Origin of the sequence: Streptomyces sp. NPDC018947 (assembly GCF_044390505.1) — a bacterium.
Taxonomy (GTDB): Bacteria; Actinomycetota; Actinomycetes; order Streptomycetales; family Streptomycetaceae; genus Streptomyces.
Genome location: NZ_JBIRZD010000013.1, coordinates 152,268 through 166,070, shown reverse-complemented (window position 1 = coordinate 166,070; position 13,803 = coordinate 152,268). Strand labels below are relative to the sequence as shown.

Below are 13,803 nucleotides of genomic sequence, written 5' to 3'. Positions count from 1 at the left end.
GGGGGGCCCCGGCGGCCACCGGGGGGAACCGCCCCCCCTGCCGCGGGGGGGGGTGGGGGGGGGGGGGGCGGGGGGGGGCCCCCCCGGGGCCCCCCCCCTCCGACGTCCGCCCCTCCGCGGGGTGATCGAGTCGCCGGTCTTCGGCCACAGCGACACCCACACGCTCCTTCAGCTCGCCGATCTCGTCGTGTCCTCCCTGCTGTTCCCCATCGCATGCCACGCCTATCCGGGCGACGTGACGTGGAACGTGCACTGTGACGACGCTTACCGGCCATTGCGTGAGCAGTTCGGGCGGCGGCTGAAGAAGCTGCAGTTCCGGTACCAGGACCCCATGGGGAAGTGGCGCGGCGGGATCGTCGTGTCCGACCGGCGGACGCAGCAGCCGTCCAGTCTGATGTTCGGACCTAAGAAGACGGTCACCGTGCCGACTACTGCGATCCCGGGACAGCCGGAAGCTCCGGCCCCTGAGCGGCGCGAGGCCGAGCCGGACGGCGGTTTGCCGCCTCTGCCGTGACGGGACGACCTACAACGAGGGCGACCCGGCGCTCCACCTGCGACCGCGTCGGTGACGCGCTGAGGGTGGCCTCAACGGGGTCGGACGACGACGGCACGGCTGGAGCCCTCGCAGCCGTCTAACCGTGATCCTCGCAGCCCACCGCTGACGGTATGGCGCGGCACCGCTGATCTTGGTGGGACTGAACCTCGACACCGCCGAAGACCACGATGCAGATCAAGGCGGCCATGACGGCTCGGGTGACAACCGTCACGACAGTCCCGGCCCATGCGGCTGTCGCGACTGCCACCAGGGCAAGGATTCCGACTGCGCCGACGGCAGCCAGGTAGTTCCACAAGGGGTCGGTCGTGACGCTCTTCGCCGGGTCGCGGTCGAAACCCGGACAGGAACCAGAAGATCGCCACGAGAGTGATCAGCTCCAGGAGCACAAGACCGCACCCGGCTCCGATATCGGCACCACGGTCTGCAAGGCGCCGCTGTCCATGGCCAGTGGTGGCATCGAAGGCCGTCGGGGCAGCGGGCAGGTTCATACGCGCCACCATGCTCGCCCCTGCGAGGCCGACGCACGAGTACGGCTACTCATCCCCACCTCAGGTGCGTCAGAGACCCACCTGCGCCCAACCGGCTCCCCACCCGCCCCTGAGGCGGTTGCTGTGAAACGCTGCCGTCAAGGCAAAACCAGAGGCCCTGTGGAGTGATCCACAGGGCCTCTGGTTTGCTGTGCACTCGGCAGGATTCGAACCTGCAACCTTCTGATCCGTAGTCAGATGCTCTATCCGTTAAGCTACGAGTGCTTGTCTTGTTCAGTTTTCCCGCCGCTCCCGGTCCTTTCGGCCCCGCTCGCTGGCGACAGGAAGAACATTACATGACTGCCGCCGTCATGTGAAATCCGATCCCCGCACCCCTTGTGACCTGCGGAAATGTCCGGAAGGGTGCGACAGGGCCCCGGAAGACGACGAAGCCCCGGCCGCTCGGGCCGGGGCTTCGTCGATCATGTGCGGAGGCGGAGGGATTTGAACCCTCGATGGGCTTTAAGACCCAAACCGCATTAGCAGTGCGGCGCCATAGACCGGACTAGGCGACGCCTCCAGACAACATCACCTCTCGCGTGCGAGCGCGAGTGGCGCGTGCCGATGATGACACAGTTGAGCGTGCTGTCACCAATCGACCCCCACGGTACTAGGCGGGCGGCCCGCAGGGCAAAGCCCTTACGGCCTGGCCGCGCAACGTCCGGCGGGGCGGGGCGTTAGTCAGGGCATGCTCCTGATCACCCGTACCTCCGCCGCCCGCCTCCTCGGCGCGGCCGCCGTGTCCGTCGCCACCCTCGCCTCCCTGACCGCCGTGCCCGCGACCGCGCACGCCGGCGCGGGCCCCCGCGCGGAAGCGGGCACGGGCTCCCTGCTGCCGCCCCCGGTCCGCGACGACGACCGGGCCGTCGATCACCTGACGGTCACCGTCCGGCACGCCGGCCCGGACGCGGACGGGACCTACGAGCTGTACTGCCACCCCGGCGGCGGCAGCCACCCCGACCCGCACGGCGCCTGCGCGGTGCTCGACCAGGACACGCGCTGGGGCCGCGACGCCTTCGCGCCCGTACCGGAGGGCAGCTTCTGCACGATGCAGCACGGCGGGCCGGCCACCGCACGCGTCACCGGTGTCTGGGCCGGGCGTCCCGTCGACACGACGTACGACCGGAGCAACGGCTGCCAGGTCTCCCGCTGGGACCGCATGGTGCCCCTGCTCCCCGATCTGCGGTCGGACGAAGGCGCGTAGGAGCCTCGCCGGTCCGGTGTCCGCGAGGGCACCGGACCGGCGGCGGGACAACATCCGGTCACACGTTCTACGTCAACTCCTCGTGCGACCTCCGTCCCATCCCGCGCCGCCGACGGGGCCCCAGCGCATAGACTCCCTCGCGTGACACCCCCGCGGGCCGGTTGGCAAGATGGCCCGGGCGGTCGGCAAGTGCGGTAACAGGAGGGAAGCGTCTCGTGAGCAGCAGGCCATCCCGAGGCGCTGCTCGCCTCGCAGCCATACTGGACGCCCTGCCCGACGCGTTGGTCCTGGTCAACGCCAACGGCACCGTCGTCAACGCGAACTCCATCGCGCTGGAGGCCTTCGAGGCCCCGGGCACCGCACTGGTGGGGCGCGGACTGCTGGACCTGCTCCCGCAGTTCGACTCGCGGCTCATCCCCGGCTCCATGCGACGGCCGGACCACATCGACCCGCGGGCCCGCACCAAGCCGACCCGGATGATCGCCCGGCGCACGGACGGCACCGAGTTCCCCGTCGAGGTCGCCAGCGCGAACCTCGAGAACGGGCAGCAGGCCTACGACAGTCACGGCTACACCGGCGACGAACTGCTGATGCTCGTCGTCCGCGACCTGACCGGCACCGTCGACACCGAGGCCGAACTGGCGCGTTCGCAGCGCCAGACCGAGATGATCCTGCGCGCCGCCGCCGAGGGCGTCGTGGGCACGGACACCGACGGCCGCATCGTCCTCGTCAACCCCGCCGCCGCCCAGATCCTCGGCTACCGGGCCAGCGACCTCGGCGGCCGCGAGCTGCACACCCTCGTCCTGCACTCCCGTGCCGACGGCTCCCCGTTCCCGTACGACGAGTCCCCGCTCGCCGACACGCTGCGCTCCGGGCGCAAGCACCGGGTGCGCGGGCAGGTGCTGTACGCCAAGAGCGGCGACAAGGTGCCGGTCGACCTCACGACCGCGCCCGTGCGCGACGGCGACCAGCTCGTCGGCGCGGTGATGACGTTCACCGACCGCCGGCCGTACGACGCCCTCGTCAAGGAGCACGAGGAGGCCGAGAGCCGGCACGCCGAGGAATTGGAACGCCTCGCCGAGGAGCACGCCTCCGAGCTGACCGCGCTGCGCCAGCGGCACGTGACCGAGCTGGAGGAGCTGCGGGAGAAGCACGCGGAGGAGGTCGCCGCGGACGCCGACCGCTACGCGGCCCTCGGTGAGCGGGAGAAGGACCGCTACGAGGCGCTCGCCGCCCGGCACGAACAGCTCCTGACCCTCCTCGGCACCTCCCTGCGCGGCCCCCTGGAGGAACTGCGCACGGAGCTGGCGGCGCTGGCCGCGGACGACGCCGGGCAGCTCTGGCCCGAGGCCAACCAGGTGCTGCACCACCTGTCCGCCGGGTACTCCCGGATGACCACCCTCATCGACAACGTCCTCGGCTACCAGCGCCTCGACGTCGGCACCGAGAGCGTCTCCCGTACGAAGGCCATGCTCGACGCGGTCGTCGCCTCGGGCATCGACGGCGCGGTCGAGCTGATCGGGCCGGGGCGGGTGCAGTTCGCCGTGCACGCGCCGCCCATCGAGGCCGAGGTCGATCCCCGGCTGCTGGCCACCGCGCTCGCGCATCTCGTCGCGGACGTCGCGGGCGTCGACGCGACCGGCAACACCCCCGTGTCGACGGGCGGTTACCTGGACAACACGGTCGTGGTGGCGGCGGCGCAGCGCGGCGAGGTCGTACGGATCGAGGTGCGCGGGCCGTACGCCGGGGGAGACCCGGTGCACGAGCCGATCGTGCGCGGGATCGTGCGGGCGCACGGCGGTGTGCTGCAGACGCACGAGGTGCCGGGGATGAGCGGCAGCGCCTACGTCCTGGAGGTGCCGATCGGGGACGGCGCGGGTGCCGTCGCGGCCCCCGCCCCCGAGGCCGTGGACGCCCCGGCCGAGGTGGCGACGGCGCAGGCTCCCGCCGGTGGTGGACGGCGACGGGCCAGGCGGGCGTCGGTCGACGCCTTCCTGGACAGCGACCTGGCGGACCCGTCCGGCGAGGGCGCGGAGGCCGGCGCCGGTCCCGTGCCGGAGGACTCCACGCCGACCGGCCGGCGCAGGCGGCGCGCGGCCCAGGAGTCCGCGCCGGTGCCGGCGCAGGCACCGCCCGGCGAGGGGTCCGGCGGCACCGGCCGCCGGCGCGGGCGGCCCGCGGAGATCGCGGCCGCCGCCGAGGGCGCTCCCACGCCCGGGCAGGAGCCGGGCGTCTCCGAGGGCGCCGTCGTCACGGCCGCCGAGCACGCCGCCGGGGCCGCGGCCTCCAACACCGGGCTGGGCGGGACCGTGCCGCCGCAGGGCGTACCGGCCGCTCCGCAGGGGCTGCCCGCCTCACCGCAGGCACTTCCCGCCTCGCCGCAGGGGCTGCCCGCGCCCGGCGGACGGCGGGCCCGGCAGGCCGGGGGCGAGCAGAACGCGCTGCCCGCGGCGCTGCCCGCGCAGGCCGGTGAGGCGGATCCGGCCGACGTGTCCCAGCCGACCGGGCGCCGGCGGCGCGCCCTGGCCTCGGCCAACGAGCGTGCCGCCGCGCAGGAGGCGGCGCCCCGTCAGGTGTTCGCCCTGCCGCCCGCGGACGCCGACCGGCCGTCCGGCGAGGCGCCCGTTGCGGGAGTCGGGGAAGCCCCGGCCGCGGGGCAGGTCCAGGTACCCGGTCCGGCCGCCTCCGGCGACGCGCTGATCGAGGACGGCCGGCACGACGCCGCACCGCACGGCCAGGCCGACGACCACACCCCGCCGCAGCCCCACCCGGCCGAGGCGCCGACCGGCCGCCGTCGCCGGGCGGTCGCCGCCCCCCTGGCGGAGGCGGCGGCGGCTCATCACGGGGTTCCCGTGCAGGGGGGTCCCGTGCAGGCGGCGCCCGTGCCTCCGCAGGGCGCCGGTGTGCCCCCGCAGGGTGGCGCCCCGGGGCAGGGCGTGCCCCCGCGAGGCGATGCCCCGTCCGCCCCGGCGCGGCCCGCCGTACCCGCACAGCTCCCCGCGCCCGGGCAGCCGCCCGTGCCGGCGCGGACGCCCGACGCCCCCACGGGCGCCGAGCCGGCCGCCGCCCGGCCCCAGGCCCCGGCCCCGGCCCCGGCCCCTCAGCCGTGGCCCGCCGCCGAGGCGCAGGGCACCGGCGCTTCCGTACCGCCCGCCCCGGGCACCCCCGTTCCGCCCGCGCCCGGCGCCGGCTCCGGCACGCCGCCGCACGCCGCCCCGCCGGCCACCGGCGACGCACCCCCCGTACCTCCCGCCCCTGCTCCCCCCGCAGCGCCGCGCGCCGTCCCCGCCACCACGCCGAGCCGGGGCACCCCGCTGCCGCCGGAGAACACGCCGCGCGTGGCGCAGCCCCTGCCCGCGGAGGCCTCGGCCCCGGTGGACCCCGACTCCACGCAGGGCCGGGCGATCAGCGTGCGCACGCTGGGCCAGGGCGTGCCGTTCAACCGGCAGGCCGTGCAGGTGCAGCAGCCTCCGGCGGCGCCCGCGCCGGGACAGCCGAGCGGTTCCGGCAGGCGCCGCAAGCTGGGCACACCGCCCGACCCGGCCGCCCCGGCGCGCCCGGAGCAGGCGGCCCGTCCGCATCCCGCGGCCGAGCAGCCGGCCGCCGCCGTACCGCCGCAGGCCGCCCAGGGCCAGGAGCAGCCGCCCCTGGCCGGCGGGCAGCCCCGGCGCGCGCCGGGGACCGAGGGCGCCGGGCGGTCGTACGCCATAGGGGCGCCGGACCGGAACGCCGCCGAGGGACCCGAACCGCTGGACGGGCCCGGCGGGGCGGTGGAGGTGGCGGACCCGCCGCGTCCGCAGCCGATGGACGACGAGCTGCCCCCGGAGCCGCTGGACAACCCGCGCCGGCTGCTGGTCTGGCCCGCACCGGACGTCTCCACGCAGCAGGCGCTCAGCGACCGCGGCTACCGGCCGGTGATCGTGCACTCGCGCGAGGAGGTCGACGCGCAGATCGCGGCATTCCCCGCCGCGCTGTTCGTGGACCCGCTGACCGGGCCGATCACGCGTACCGCCCTGCAGTCGCTGCGGCAGGCCGCGGTGGCCGCCGAGGTGCCGGTCCTGGTGACGGCCGGGCTCGGACAGGCGTCGCGCGACGCCGCCTACGGTGCCGACCCCGCCGTCCTGCTGAAGGCGCTCGCCCCGCGGGACAGCGAGCAGCACCCGCCGCGCGTGATGCTGATCGAGGAGCACACGGAGATCGCGCTGGCGCTGACCTCCGCCCTCGAACGGCGCGGGATGCAGGTGGCGCGGGCGGCGAGCGACGCGGACGCGGTGGCGCTGGCGGGGCAGTTCCGGCCGAACCTGGTCGTGATGGACCTGATGCAGGTGCAGCGGCGCCAGGAGGGTTCCGCCGGGATCGTGGACTGGCTGCGCGCGAACGGGCAGCTCAACCGCACCCCGCTCGTCGTCTACACCGCGGCCGTCGACCAGGCCGACCTGCCGCGGCTGGCGTCCGGCGAGACGGTGCTGTTCCTCGCGGAGCGGTCCACCAGCGGTGAGGTGCAGTCCCGCATCGTCGAGCTGCTCGCCCGCATCGGGACGAACTAGCCCCGCGCCCGCGGCGTGATCCGAACGCGGCGGGCCCCAGGCCTACGTGGCGATCAGCCTGCGCGCCGCCTCCTTCACCGAGGCGCGCAGGCGGGCGCGGTCGGGGCCGTCGGCGCCGACGAGGATGCGGGACATCTGCGGGACGACGGTGACCCAGTTGGCCAGGGCGATCAGCAGGAACAGCAGGTCGGCGGCCGGGATAGCGTCACTGATGACGCCGCGTTCCTGGCCGTCGCGCATGGCGGCGACCTTGGCCGCGTAGTGGTCCTGGCGCTCGGCCTCGTCGGGCAGTTCGCCGGTGCCGTACTCGATGCCCTCCCAGTAGAGGAGGCGCAGCAGTTCCGGGTGGGCGGCGTGGTAGTCCATGAGCCGGTCCAGCCAGCCCTCGATGTCGTCGGGGTCGACCGGCACCGCGGCCGCCAGGTCGACCATGCAGCGGCCGAGGACCTGGGAGAAGAGCTCCGACTTGTTGCCGAAGTAGGCGTAGATGAGCTGCTTGTTGGCCTTCGCCTCGCTCGCTATGCGGTCGATGCGGGCGCCCGCGATGCCGTGCCGGGCGAACTCGGCGACGGCCGCCTCGAAGATCCGGGCCCTGGTGGCCTCGGGGTCCCTTGCTGCCATGGGGACAGCTTAGCCCCTGGGTAACCAACTGGTTGGTTGACAGGGAATCCGACAGGCCCCCAGACTGTCCCCGAAGCCAACCAACCAGTTAGTTGCTAGAGCAGGCTCGAAGGAGATCCTTCCCATGCCCTCGACCACGTCCGTGGAAAGCACCGCCGTCCGCCGCCCCGCGGTGCGCGACCGCGGCCCCCGCACCCCCTCCTCCGCGCTCTTCCTGCCCCTCATCGCCGTCTGCTCCGCGGTCACGGCCGCGAACATCTACCTGGCCGCGCCGCTGCTCCCGCTGATCGCCCGCGACTTCGGCTCGGCGCCCTCCGCCATCGCCTGGATCGCCTCCGTCGCCCAGCTCGGCTACGCCGTCGGTCTGCTGTTCTTCGCCCCGCTGGGCGACAGCGCCAACCGGCGCCGCCTGGTCACCGTGCTCACCGTCGTCACCACGGTGGCGCTGGCCGCCAGTGCCGCCGCGCCGGGCACCGGGGCACTCGCGGGCGCGGTGTTCGTCGCCTCCGCGGCGACCGTCATCCCGCAACTGCTGGTGCCGCTGGTCGCCGAGCGGGCGCCCGCCGACCGCCGGGCGTTCCACGTCGCGGCCGTGGTCTCCGGGCTGTTCGCGGGCATCGTCGCCGCCCGGGTGGTCGGCGGGCTCGCCGGGCAGGCCTTCGGCTGGCGCTGGGTGTTCGCGGGCTCGGGCGTGCTGACGCTGGCGCTGGGCCTCGCCACCGCGCTGGTCCTGCCCTCCACCCGGCGGGGCGGCGCGGGCTTCCTCGCCGGGATCGCCGCGCTGCCCGGGCTGCTGCGCCGCTCGCCCGACCTGTGGCGGGCCTGCGTCCGGCAGGCCGGCATGTTCGGGGCGTGGAGCGCACTGTGGACCTCGCTCGCGCTGCTGCTGACGGGTCCGCGGTACGGCCTGTCCACGGCGACGGCCGGACTGTTCGGCCTCTTCGGACTCGCGGCCAGCGTGGTGGCGCCGCTGGCGGGCGGCCTGGCGGACCGGTTCGGCGCGGCGAAGGTCGTCCGCGGGGCCTACCTGGCCGGGGCCGTGTCGGTGCCGCTGTTCTGGCTCGGCGGGCACGTGGTGGTCGCGCTCTTCGCGGCCGCGACGGTGATCCACGCCGCCCTGGTCGCCTCCCACGTCGCCAACCAGACCCTGGCGCTGACCACCACGGCCACCCCGGCCGCCGCCAACACCGCGTACGTGGTGAGCGGCTTCGCGGGGGGCGCCCTCGCCTCCGCCCTGGCCGGCCCGGCGTTCGGCCACTTCGGCTGGGGCGGGGTGTGCGCGGTGGCGGCGGTCTGGCTGCTGATCGGCTGGGGCGCCACGGCGGTACGCCGGTAGGGCCCGGCCGGACCCGCGCGGGGCGCGACGGCCGCGGCGGGGTCCGGGCGGGGCGTCACCGCCGTACGACGACGGCCCGGAGCCGGGCGCCGGACACCCACCGGGCGCCGGACGCGGGCCGGGGCGCCGGACGCGGGCCGGGCGTCACCACGGCACGGCGGTGACGCCCCGCGGTGCGGCTAGAGCTCGGTGACCTCCAGCCCGCCCTCCGCGTACTGCCTGCGCAGCACCTTCTTGTCGAACTTGCCGACGCTGGTCTTCGGCACCGCCTCGATGACCGTCCAGCGCTCCGGGAGCTGCCACTTGGCGATCCCGGCGTCCTGGGCGAGGAAGGCGCGAAGCGAGGCGAAGTCGGCGGTGGCGCCCTCCTTGAGGACCACGGTGGCCAGCGGGCGCTCGCCCCACTTGTCGTCGGGCACGGCGACCACCGCGGCCTCGGCGACGTCCGGGTGCGACATCAGCGCGTTCTCCAGCTCGACCGACGAGATCCACTCGCCGCCGGACTTGATGACGTCCTTGGCGCGGTCGGTGAGGGTGAGGAAGCCGTCGGGGGAGATGGTGCCGACGTCGCCCGTCTTGAGCCAGCCGTCCTCGCTGAACTTGTCGGCGGGGCGCAGCGGTTCGGCGTCCGGGCCGTTGTAGTAGGCGCCGGCGATCCAGTTGCCGCGGACCTCCAGCTCGCCGGCGGACTCCCCGTCCCAGGGCAGGCGTTCCCCGCCGGGGCCGGTGAGGCGGGCCTCGACGCCGGCCGGGAAGCGGCCCTGCGTGAGGCGGTACGCGAACTCCTCGTCCGTACCGACCGCGTGGGCCGGCGGCCGGGCGACCGTGCCGAGGGGGGAGGTCTCCGTCATGCCCCAGGCGTGACAGACCCGCATGCCGAGCTTGTCGAACGCCTCCATCAGCGAGGGCGGGCAGGCGGAGCCGCCGATGGTCACCTGGGTGAGGGCGGAGACGTCGCGGGGCCGGGCGGTCAGCTCGGCGAGCAGGCCCTGCCAGATGGTGGGGACGGCGGCGGCGTGCGTCGGCCGCTCGCTCTCGATCATCTCGGCGAGCGGCGCGGGCTGGAGGAAGCGGTCCGGCATCAGCATGTTGACGCCGGTCATGAAGGTGGCGTGCGGCAGCCCCCACGCGTTGACGTGGAACTGCGGGACCACGACGAGGCTGGTGTCCTGGTCGGTCAGACCCATCGACTGGGCCATGTTGACCTGCATGGAGTGCAGGTAGACGGAGCGGTGGCTGTAGACCACGCCCTTGGGGTCGCCGGTCGTGCCGGAGGTGTAGCACATGGCGGCGGCGGCCCGCTCGTCCAGCTCGGGCCAGTCGTACGCGGCCGGCTTCCCGGCGAGCAGGTCCTCGTACTCGTGCACCCGGGCGGACGCCCCGTCCAGCACGGAGCGGTCGCCGGGGCCGGTGACGACGACGTGCTCGACCGTCTTGAGGTGCGGCAGCAGCGGGGCGAGCAGCGGCAGCAGCGAACCGTTGACGATCACGACCCGGTCGGCGGCGTGGTTCACGATCCAGGCGAGCTGCTCGGGCGGGAGGCGGAGATTGAGGGTGTGGAGGACCGCGCCCATGGAGGGGACCGCGAAGTACGCCTCGACGTGCTCGGCGTTGTTCCACATGAGGGTCGCGACCCGGTCGTCGTCGGCGACGGCGAGGTCCTCGCGCAGGGCGTGCGCGAGCTGTGCGGCGCGGGCGCCGATCTCGGCGAAGGAGCGGCGGTGCGGTTCGCCCTCACCGGTCCAGGTGGTCACCTGCGAGCTGCCGTGGATCGTCGACCCGTGGGTCAGGATCCTCGACACCAGCAGCGGTACGTCCTGCATCGTGCTCAGCACGGCGTCCTCCCGGGGCGACATTGCCTACGCGGCGGTAAGGGTTGCGCTGATTCTGCGCACATACCGCGTGGTATGTCACTACTCCCCGGTGATCGATCAGTGCGCGGGGCCCGACAGGTCCGACCACGATATCGCCACCAAGTGGCTCATTACCGAACAAATCCCAGCTCAGGGTCCTCGCGGAGCTTGCCCAGCGCGCGGGACACCGCCGACTTCACCGTGCCGACGGAGACCCCGAGCACTTCGGCCGTCCGGGCCTCGCTGAGGTCCTCGTAGTACCTGAGGACGACCATCGCCCGCTGCCGGGCGGGCAGCTTCATGACCGCCCGCCACATCGCGTCGTGCAGGGCCTGCCGCTCCGCCGGGTCGTCGCCGGCGGGCAGGGGCTCCGGCTCGGGCATCTCGTCGCAGGCGAACTCGTCGACCTTGCGCTTGCGCCACTGCGACGTCCGCGTGTTCACCAGCGCCCGGCGCACATAGCCGTCCAGGGCGCGGTGGTCCTCGATGCGCTCCCAGGCCACGTACGTCTTGGCGAGCGCGGTCTGCAACAGGTCCTCCGCGTCGCTCGGGTTCGCGGTGAGCGACCGGGCGGTGCGCAGCAGCACCGGCCGGCGGTCCTCCACGTACGACGAGAACGACGGGTACGGGAAGGTCCGCGTCCTTGCCGTGGCGGCGTTCGAAGCGCTGGTGCAGACGAGTGCGGTCATGTCTCAACGCTAGGAGCGGGGGGTGCGCCGCGGATCGGCCGCAGGTCCCGAAGCCGGATCCCCCTCAGGTTGTAGGGGTGGGGGTGGCTGCACCTCCTCTGGGTGGACGAGAGGAGGAGAGCCCCTGGGGGTTCACCCCTGCGGGGGCGCCCGCGAGCCGACCGCCCCGACGCCGCGCACCGCAGCAGGCACTCTTCCCTTTCTCGAACACGCGTACGAACATGGGAAGCATGGCCACCACCGACCGGCAGGCCACGACGCCGGCCCTCGCCCACGCCCTGTCCGCGGCCGAACGCGGGCTGCGGGTCATCCCCCTGACCCGGACGAAGCTCCCGGCCCTGCGCTCACCCCACCGCGACGACCCGGCGTCCGGCCCCTGCCGCGGCGAGTGCGGCCGCTTCGGCCACGGGGTCCACGACGCCTCCGCCGACCCGGCCCGCGTCCGCGCCCTCTTCGCCGCCGCCCCGTGGGCCACGGGCTACGGCATCGCCTGCGGCCTGCCGCCGCACCACCTCATCGGCGTCGACCTGGACGTGACGTCGCGGACGGACTCCTCGGCAGCCCTGCGGGACCTCGCCTCCCGCCATCTGTTCACCATCCCGCCCACGGTGGTCGTCCTGACCCCGAGCGGCGGCCGCCACCTCTGGCTGACCGGCCCGCCCGACGTGGCCGTCCCGAACTCCGCGAGCCGTCTCGCCCCCGGCATCGACATACGGGGCGCCGGCGGCTACCTGGTCGGCCCCGGCTCCCGTACCCGGCACGGCGTGTACACCACCGCCCCCGGCACCGCCCACCTCGCCCCGGCGCCCTGTCCCCGCGCGCTGCTGCGCCTGCTGCTCCCACGGCCCCGCGCACCCCGGCACACCCCCGCCACGGACGGCGCGCACGGCCGGGGGCTCGTCCAGTTCGTTCTCGCCGCGCCGGAGGGGGAGCGCAACACCCGCCTGTTCTGGGCGGCCTGCCGTGCCTACGAGGACGGCATCGGCCCCGCGCTCGTGGCACCGCTGGCCGAGGCGGCGCGGACCACCGGCCTGACCGAACGCGAGGCCCGCGCGACCATCGCCTCGGCGGCCCGCATGACCGGCCACCACCCCTGAGCGCGACGCGGCGCGCACCGGCCCGGCTCCTACGGCGCGTCGTCCTCGCGCCACGCACCGACCCCGAGCTTGCCCGTCGTGCCGAGGTCGAGGTGCGGCGCGATCACCACGGGCGCGGCACCGGACCGGGCCCGGACCCGGACGTACGGCACGGTCACGGCCTCCCCGGCCTGCGTGGTGTTGCGCCACATCAGACCGGCCCGCGCCGACTCCCCCGGCTCCAGCGTCACCGGCCGGGGCGGCGCGTCGAACCCGCTCACCCGGGCCACGCCCCGGCCGCCCGGCACGATCCGGACGCCCTCGACGGGCTCCAGCTCCGCGTCGAGCAACTCCAGCGCCGGGTAACCCTCCAGGGAGTACGGGCGGCTCCCGCAGTTCTCCAGGTGCAGCCCCACGACACGCAGCCCCATGGCCGCGTCCCCGTCGTCGGCGTGGATCCGCAGCCCGGACGCCGGGCAGGAGCCCTCGGGCGCCGGCGCCTCGTCGGCGGGCACCCGCTTCACGTCGGTGATCCGCGCCTGCCGCGACGAGTGGGGCCCGCCGCCGACGCCGTCGAGAGTGCGCCGCACCGTCCGCCCCGCGCCCACGGCCGTCACGGTCTCCTCGACGCTGGACATGGCTCGCCCCCGGTCGTCCACGAGGGCGAAGGTGATGGTGTACGTGAAGGGCTCGGCCTTCGGGTTGCTCACGGTGTAGGCGAGCGCACAGGGACCGGGTGGCTCGCTCTCGCGGGGGAGGCTGTCCGCCGTGACGGACACATCCGTGCGCGTGCCGCTGCTCGGGGACGCACTCCCGCCCGGCGGGGCGGCACCCCCTCCGGCCCGCTCCACCATCCCGACGATCCGCACCCCGTCCAGCGCGGCCCCCTCCGGCCCGGGCGAGGCCATCGCCCCCGTCCCGCACCGGCCGGCCTCGTCGCCGCCCTCCTCACCCGGCCCGGCGGTCCGGGTGCCGCAGGCACCGAGCACCAGACCGGCGACGAGAGCGCCGGAGACCACGAGGGGCATGGGGGTACGCATCACCCCACCCCACCAGCCCGCCCCCACCAGGACAGTGACGGAAGCCACCCCTCCGGTCACATCCGTGCCACAGTCCGCCCGGCGAGCGGTCCGACGGGTTCCTCGCGGCCACGCGAGACGGGGAGCCCCGCCGACTGGGAGACGCCCGAGAACGCCTCGTCCTGCTGGACGGTGCGGGGCGCTTCTTCTCCCCGCACCACACCGGGGCCCTGCTTCCACGGCGGCGACGAGATCCAAGGGTTCACCTTCTCGAAAGTGTGTGCGAGCGTGTCCCCGTGACGACATCCACTCCCGATCGGCCCAGGCCGTTTCTGTCGTGCTGGCTTCGTTGGATCGCGGTACCGACCGGGGATC

Annotated in this window: 11 protein-coding genes, 2 tRNA genes and 1 pseudogene; 5 read left to right on the top strand and 9 right to left on the bottom strand. The window is 74.7% G+C overall.

Features of this window, described 5'->3' with window-relative positions:
• Window positions 1-121: 121 nt before the first annotated feature.
• On the top strand, window positions 122-514 hold the full coding sequence (locus ACH499_RS24395; RefSeq protein WP_399018324.1) for a DUF3800 domain-containing protein: 393 nt from the start codon (window positions 122-124) through the stop codon (window positions 512-514).
• A gap of 118 nt (window positions 515-632) precedes the next feature.
• On the opposite strand, the gene ACH499_RS24390 is transcribed toward ACH499_RS24395, so the two are convergent.
• From ACH499_RS24390 to ACH499_RS24375, 4 genes and pseudogenes are all read right to left on the bottom strand, one after another.
• Window positions 633-851, bottom strand: a complete 219-nt coding sequence (locus ACH499_RS24390) for a DUF6234 family protein (protein WP_399018322.1) — start codon at window positions 849-851, stop codon at window positions 633-635.
• A gap of 82 nt (window positions 852-933) precedes the next feature.
• Window positions 934-1,044 (bottom strand): annotated as a pseudogene (locus tag ACH499_RS24385) (hypothetical protein); the annotation flags it as partial.
• 191 nt (window positions 1,045-1,235) lie between these two features.
• A tRNA-Arg gene (locus ACH499_RS24380) sits at window positions 1,236-1,308 on the bottom strand.
• Window positions 1,309-1,512: 204 nt separating this feature from the next.
• Window positions 1,513-1,603: transfer RNA gene (locus tag ACH499_RS24375), tRNA-Ser, on the bottom strand.
• Window positions 1,604-1,771: 168 nt separating this feature from the next.
• Between ACH499_RS24375 and ACH499_RS24370 the strand changes: the two genes are divergently transcribed.
• Both ACH499_RS24370 and ACH499_RS24365 read left to right on the top strand, forming a co-directional pair.
• Entirely contained in the window at window positions 1,772-2,287 is a 516-nt protein-coding gene (locus ACH499_RS24370; RefSeq protein ID WP_399018320.1) for an SSI family serine proteinase inhibitor, read from the top strand.
• Between the two features lie 215 nt (window positions 2,288-2,502).
• Window positions 2,503-6,834 carry a PAS domain-containing protein gene (locus ACH499_RS24365; protein ID WP_399018317.1) on the top strand — a complete coding sequence of 1,444 codons (4,332 nt, stop codon included), beginning with the start codon at window positions 2,503-2,505 and terminating at the stop codon, window positions 6,832-6,834.
• Window positions 6,835-6,876: 42 nt separating this feature from the next.
• Here the strand turns inward: ACH499_RS24365 and ACH499_RS24360 are convergent, their stop codons facing one another.
• Entirely contained in the window at window positions 6,877-7,455 is a 579-nt protein-coding gene (locus tag ACH499_RS24360; RefSeq protein WP_356199076.1) for a TetR family transcriptional regulator, read from the bottom strand.
• 124 nt (window positions 7,456-7,579) lie between these two features.
• On the opposite strand from ACH499_RS24360, the gene ACH499_RS24355 reads away from it, so the two are divergent.
• Window positions 7,580-8,791: an MFS transporter gene (locus tag ACH499_RS24355; RefSeq protein WP_399018315.1), complete on the top strand. Its 1,212-nt coding sequence runs from the start codon at window positions 7,580-7,582 to the stop codon at window positions 8,789-8,791.
• Between the two features lie 179 nt (window positions 8,792-8,970).
• On the opposite strand, the gene ACH499_RS24350 is transcribed toward ACH499_RS24355, so the two are convergent.
• Window positions 8,971-10,647 carry a long-chain fatty acid--CoA ligase gene (locus tag ACH499_RS24350; protein WP_399018313.1) on the bottom strand — a complete coding sequence of 559 codons (1,677 nt, stop codon included), beginning with the start codon at window positions 10,645-10,647 and terminating at the stop codon, window positions 8,971-8,973.
• A 128-nt stretch (window positions 10,648-10,775) separates the two neighbouring features.
• The gene (locus tag ACH499_RS24345; protein WP_399018311.1) at window positions 10,776-11,333 is read right to left on the bottom strand and encodes a SigE family RNA polymerase sigma factor; all 558 of its coding nucleotides are present in this window, start codon (window positions 11,331-11,333) and stop codon (window positions 10,776-10,778) included.
• Window positions 11,334-11,563: 230 nt separating this feature from the next.
• On the opposite strand from ACH499_RS24345, the gene ACH499_RS24340 reads away from it, so the two are divergent.
• Complete coding sequence (locus ACH499_RS24340; RefSeq protein ID WP_399018309.1) at window positions 11,564-12,430, top strand: bifunctional DNA primase/polymerase; 867 nt, start codon at window positions 11,564-11,566, stop codon at window positions 12,428-12,430.
• A 29-nt stretch (window positions 12,431-12,459) separates the two neighbouring features.
• On the opposite strand, the gene ACH499_RS24335 is transcribed toward ACH499_RS24340, so the two are convergent.
• Both ACH499_RS24335 and ACH499_RS24330 read right to left on the bottom strand, forming a co-directional pair.
• Window positions 12,460-13,449, bottom strand: coding sequence for a DUF4232 domain-containing protein (locus tag ACH499_RS24335; RefSeq protein ID WP_399018307.1), 990 nt, complete (start codon window positions 13,447-13,449; stop codon window positions 12,460-12,462).
• A gap of 56 nt (window positions 13,450-13,505) precedes the next feature.
• A complete protein-coding gene (locus ACH499_RS24330; RefSeq protein WP_399018306.1) occupies window positions 13,506-13,694 on the bottom strand; it encodes a hypothetical protein in 189 nt (62 codons plus the stop codon).
• Window positions 13,695-13,803: the final 109 nt, after the last annotated feature.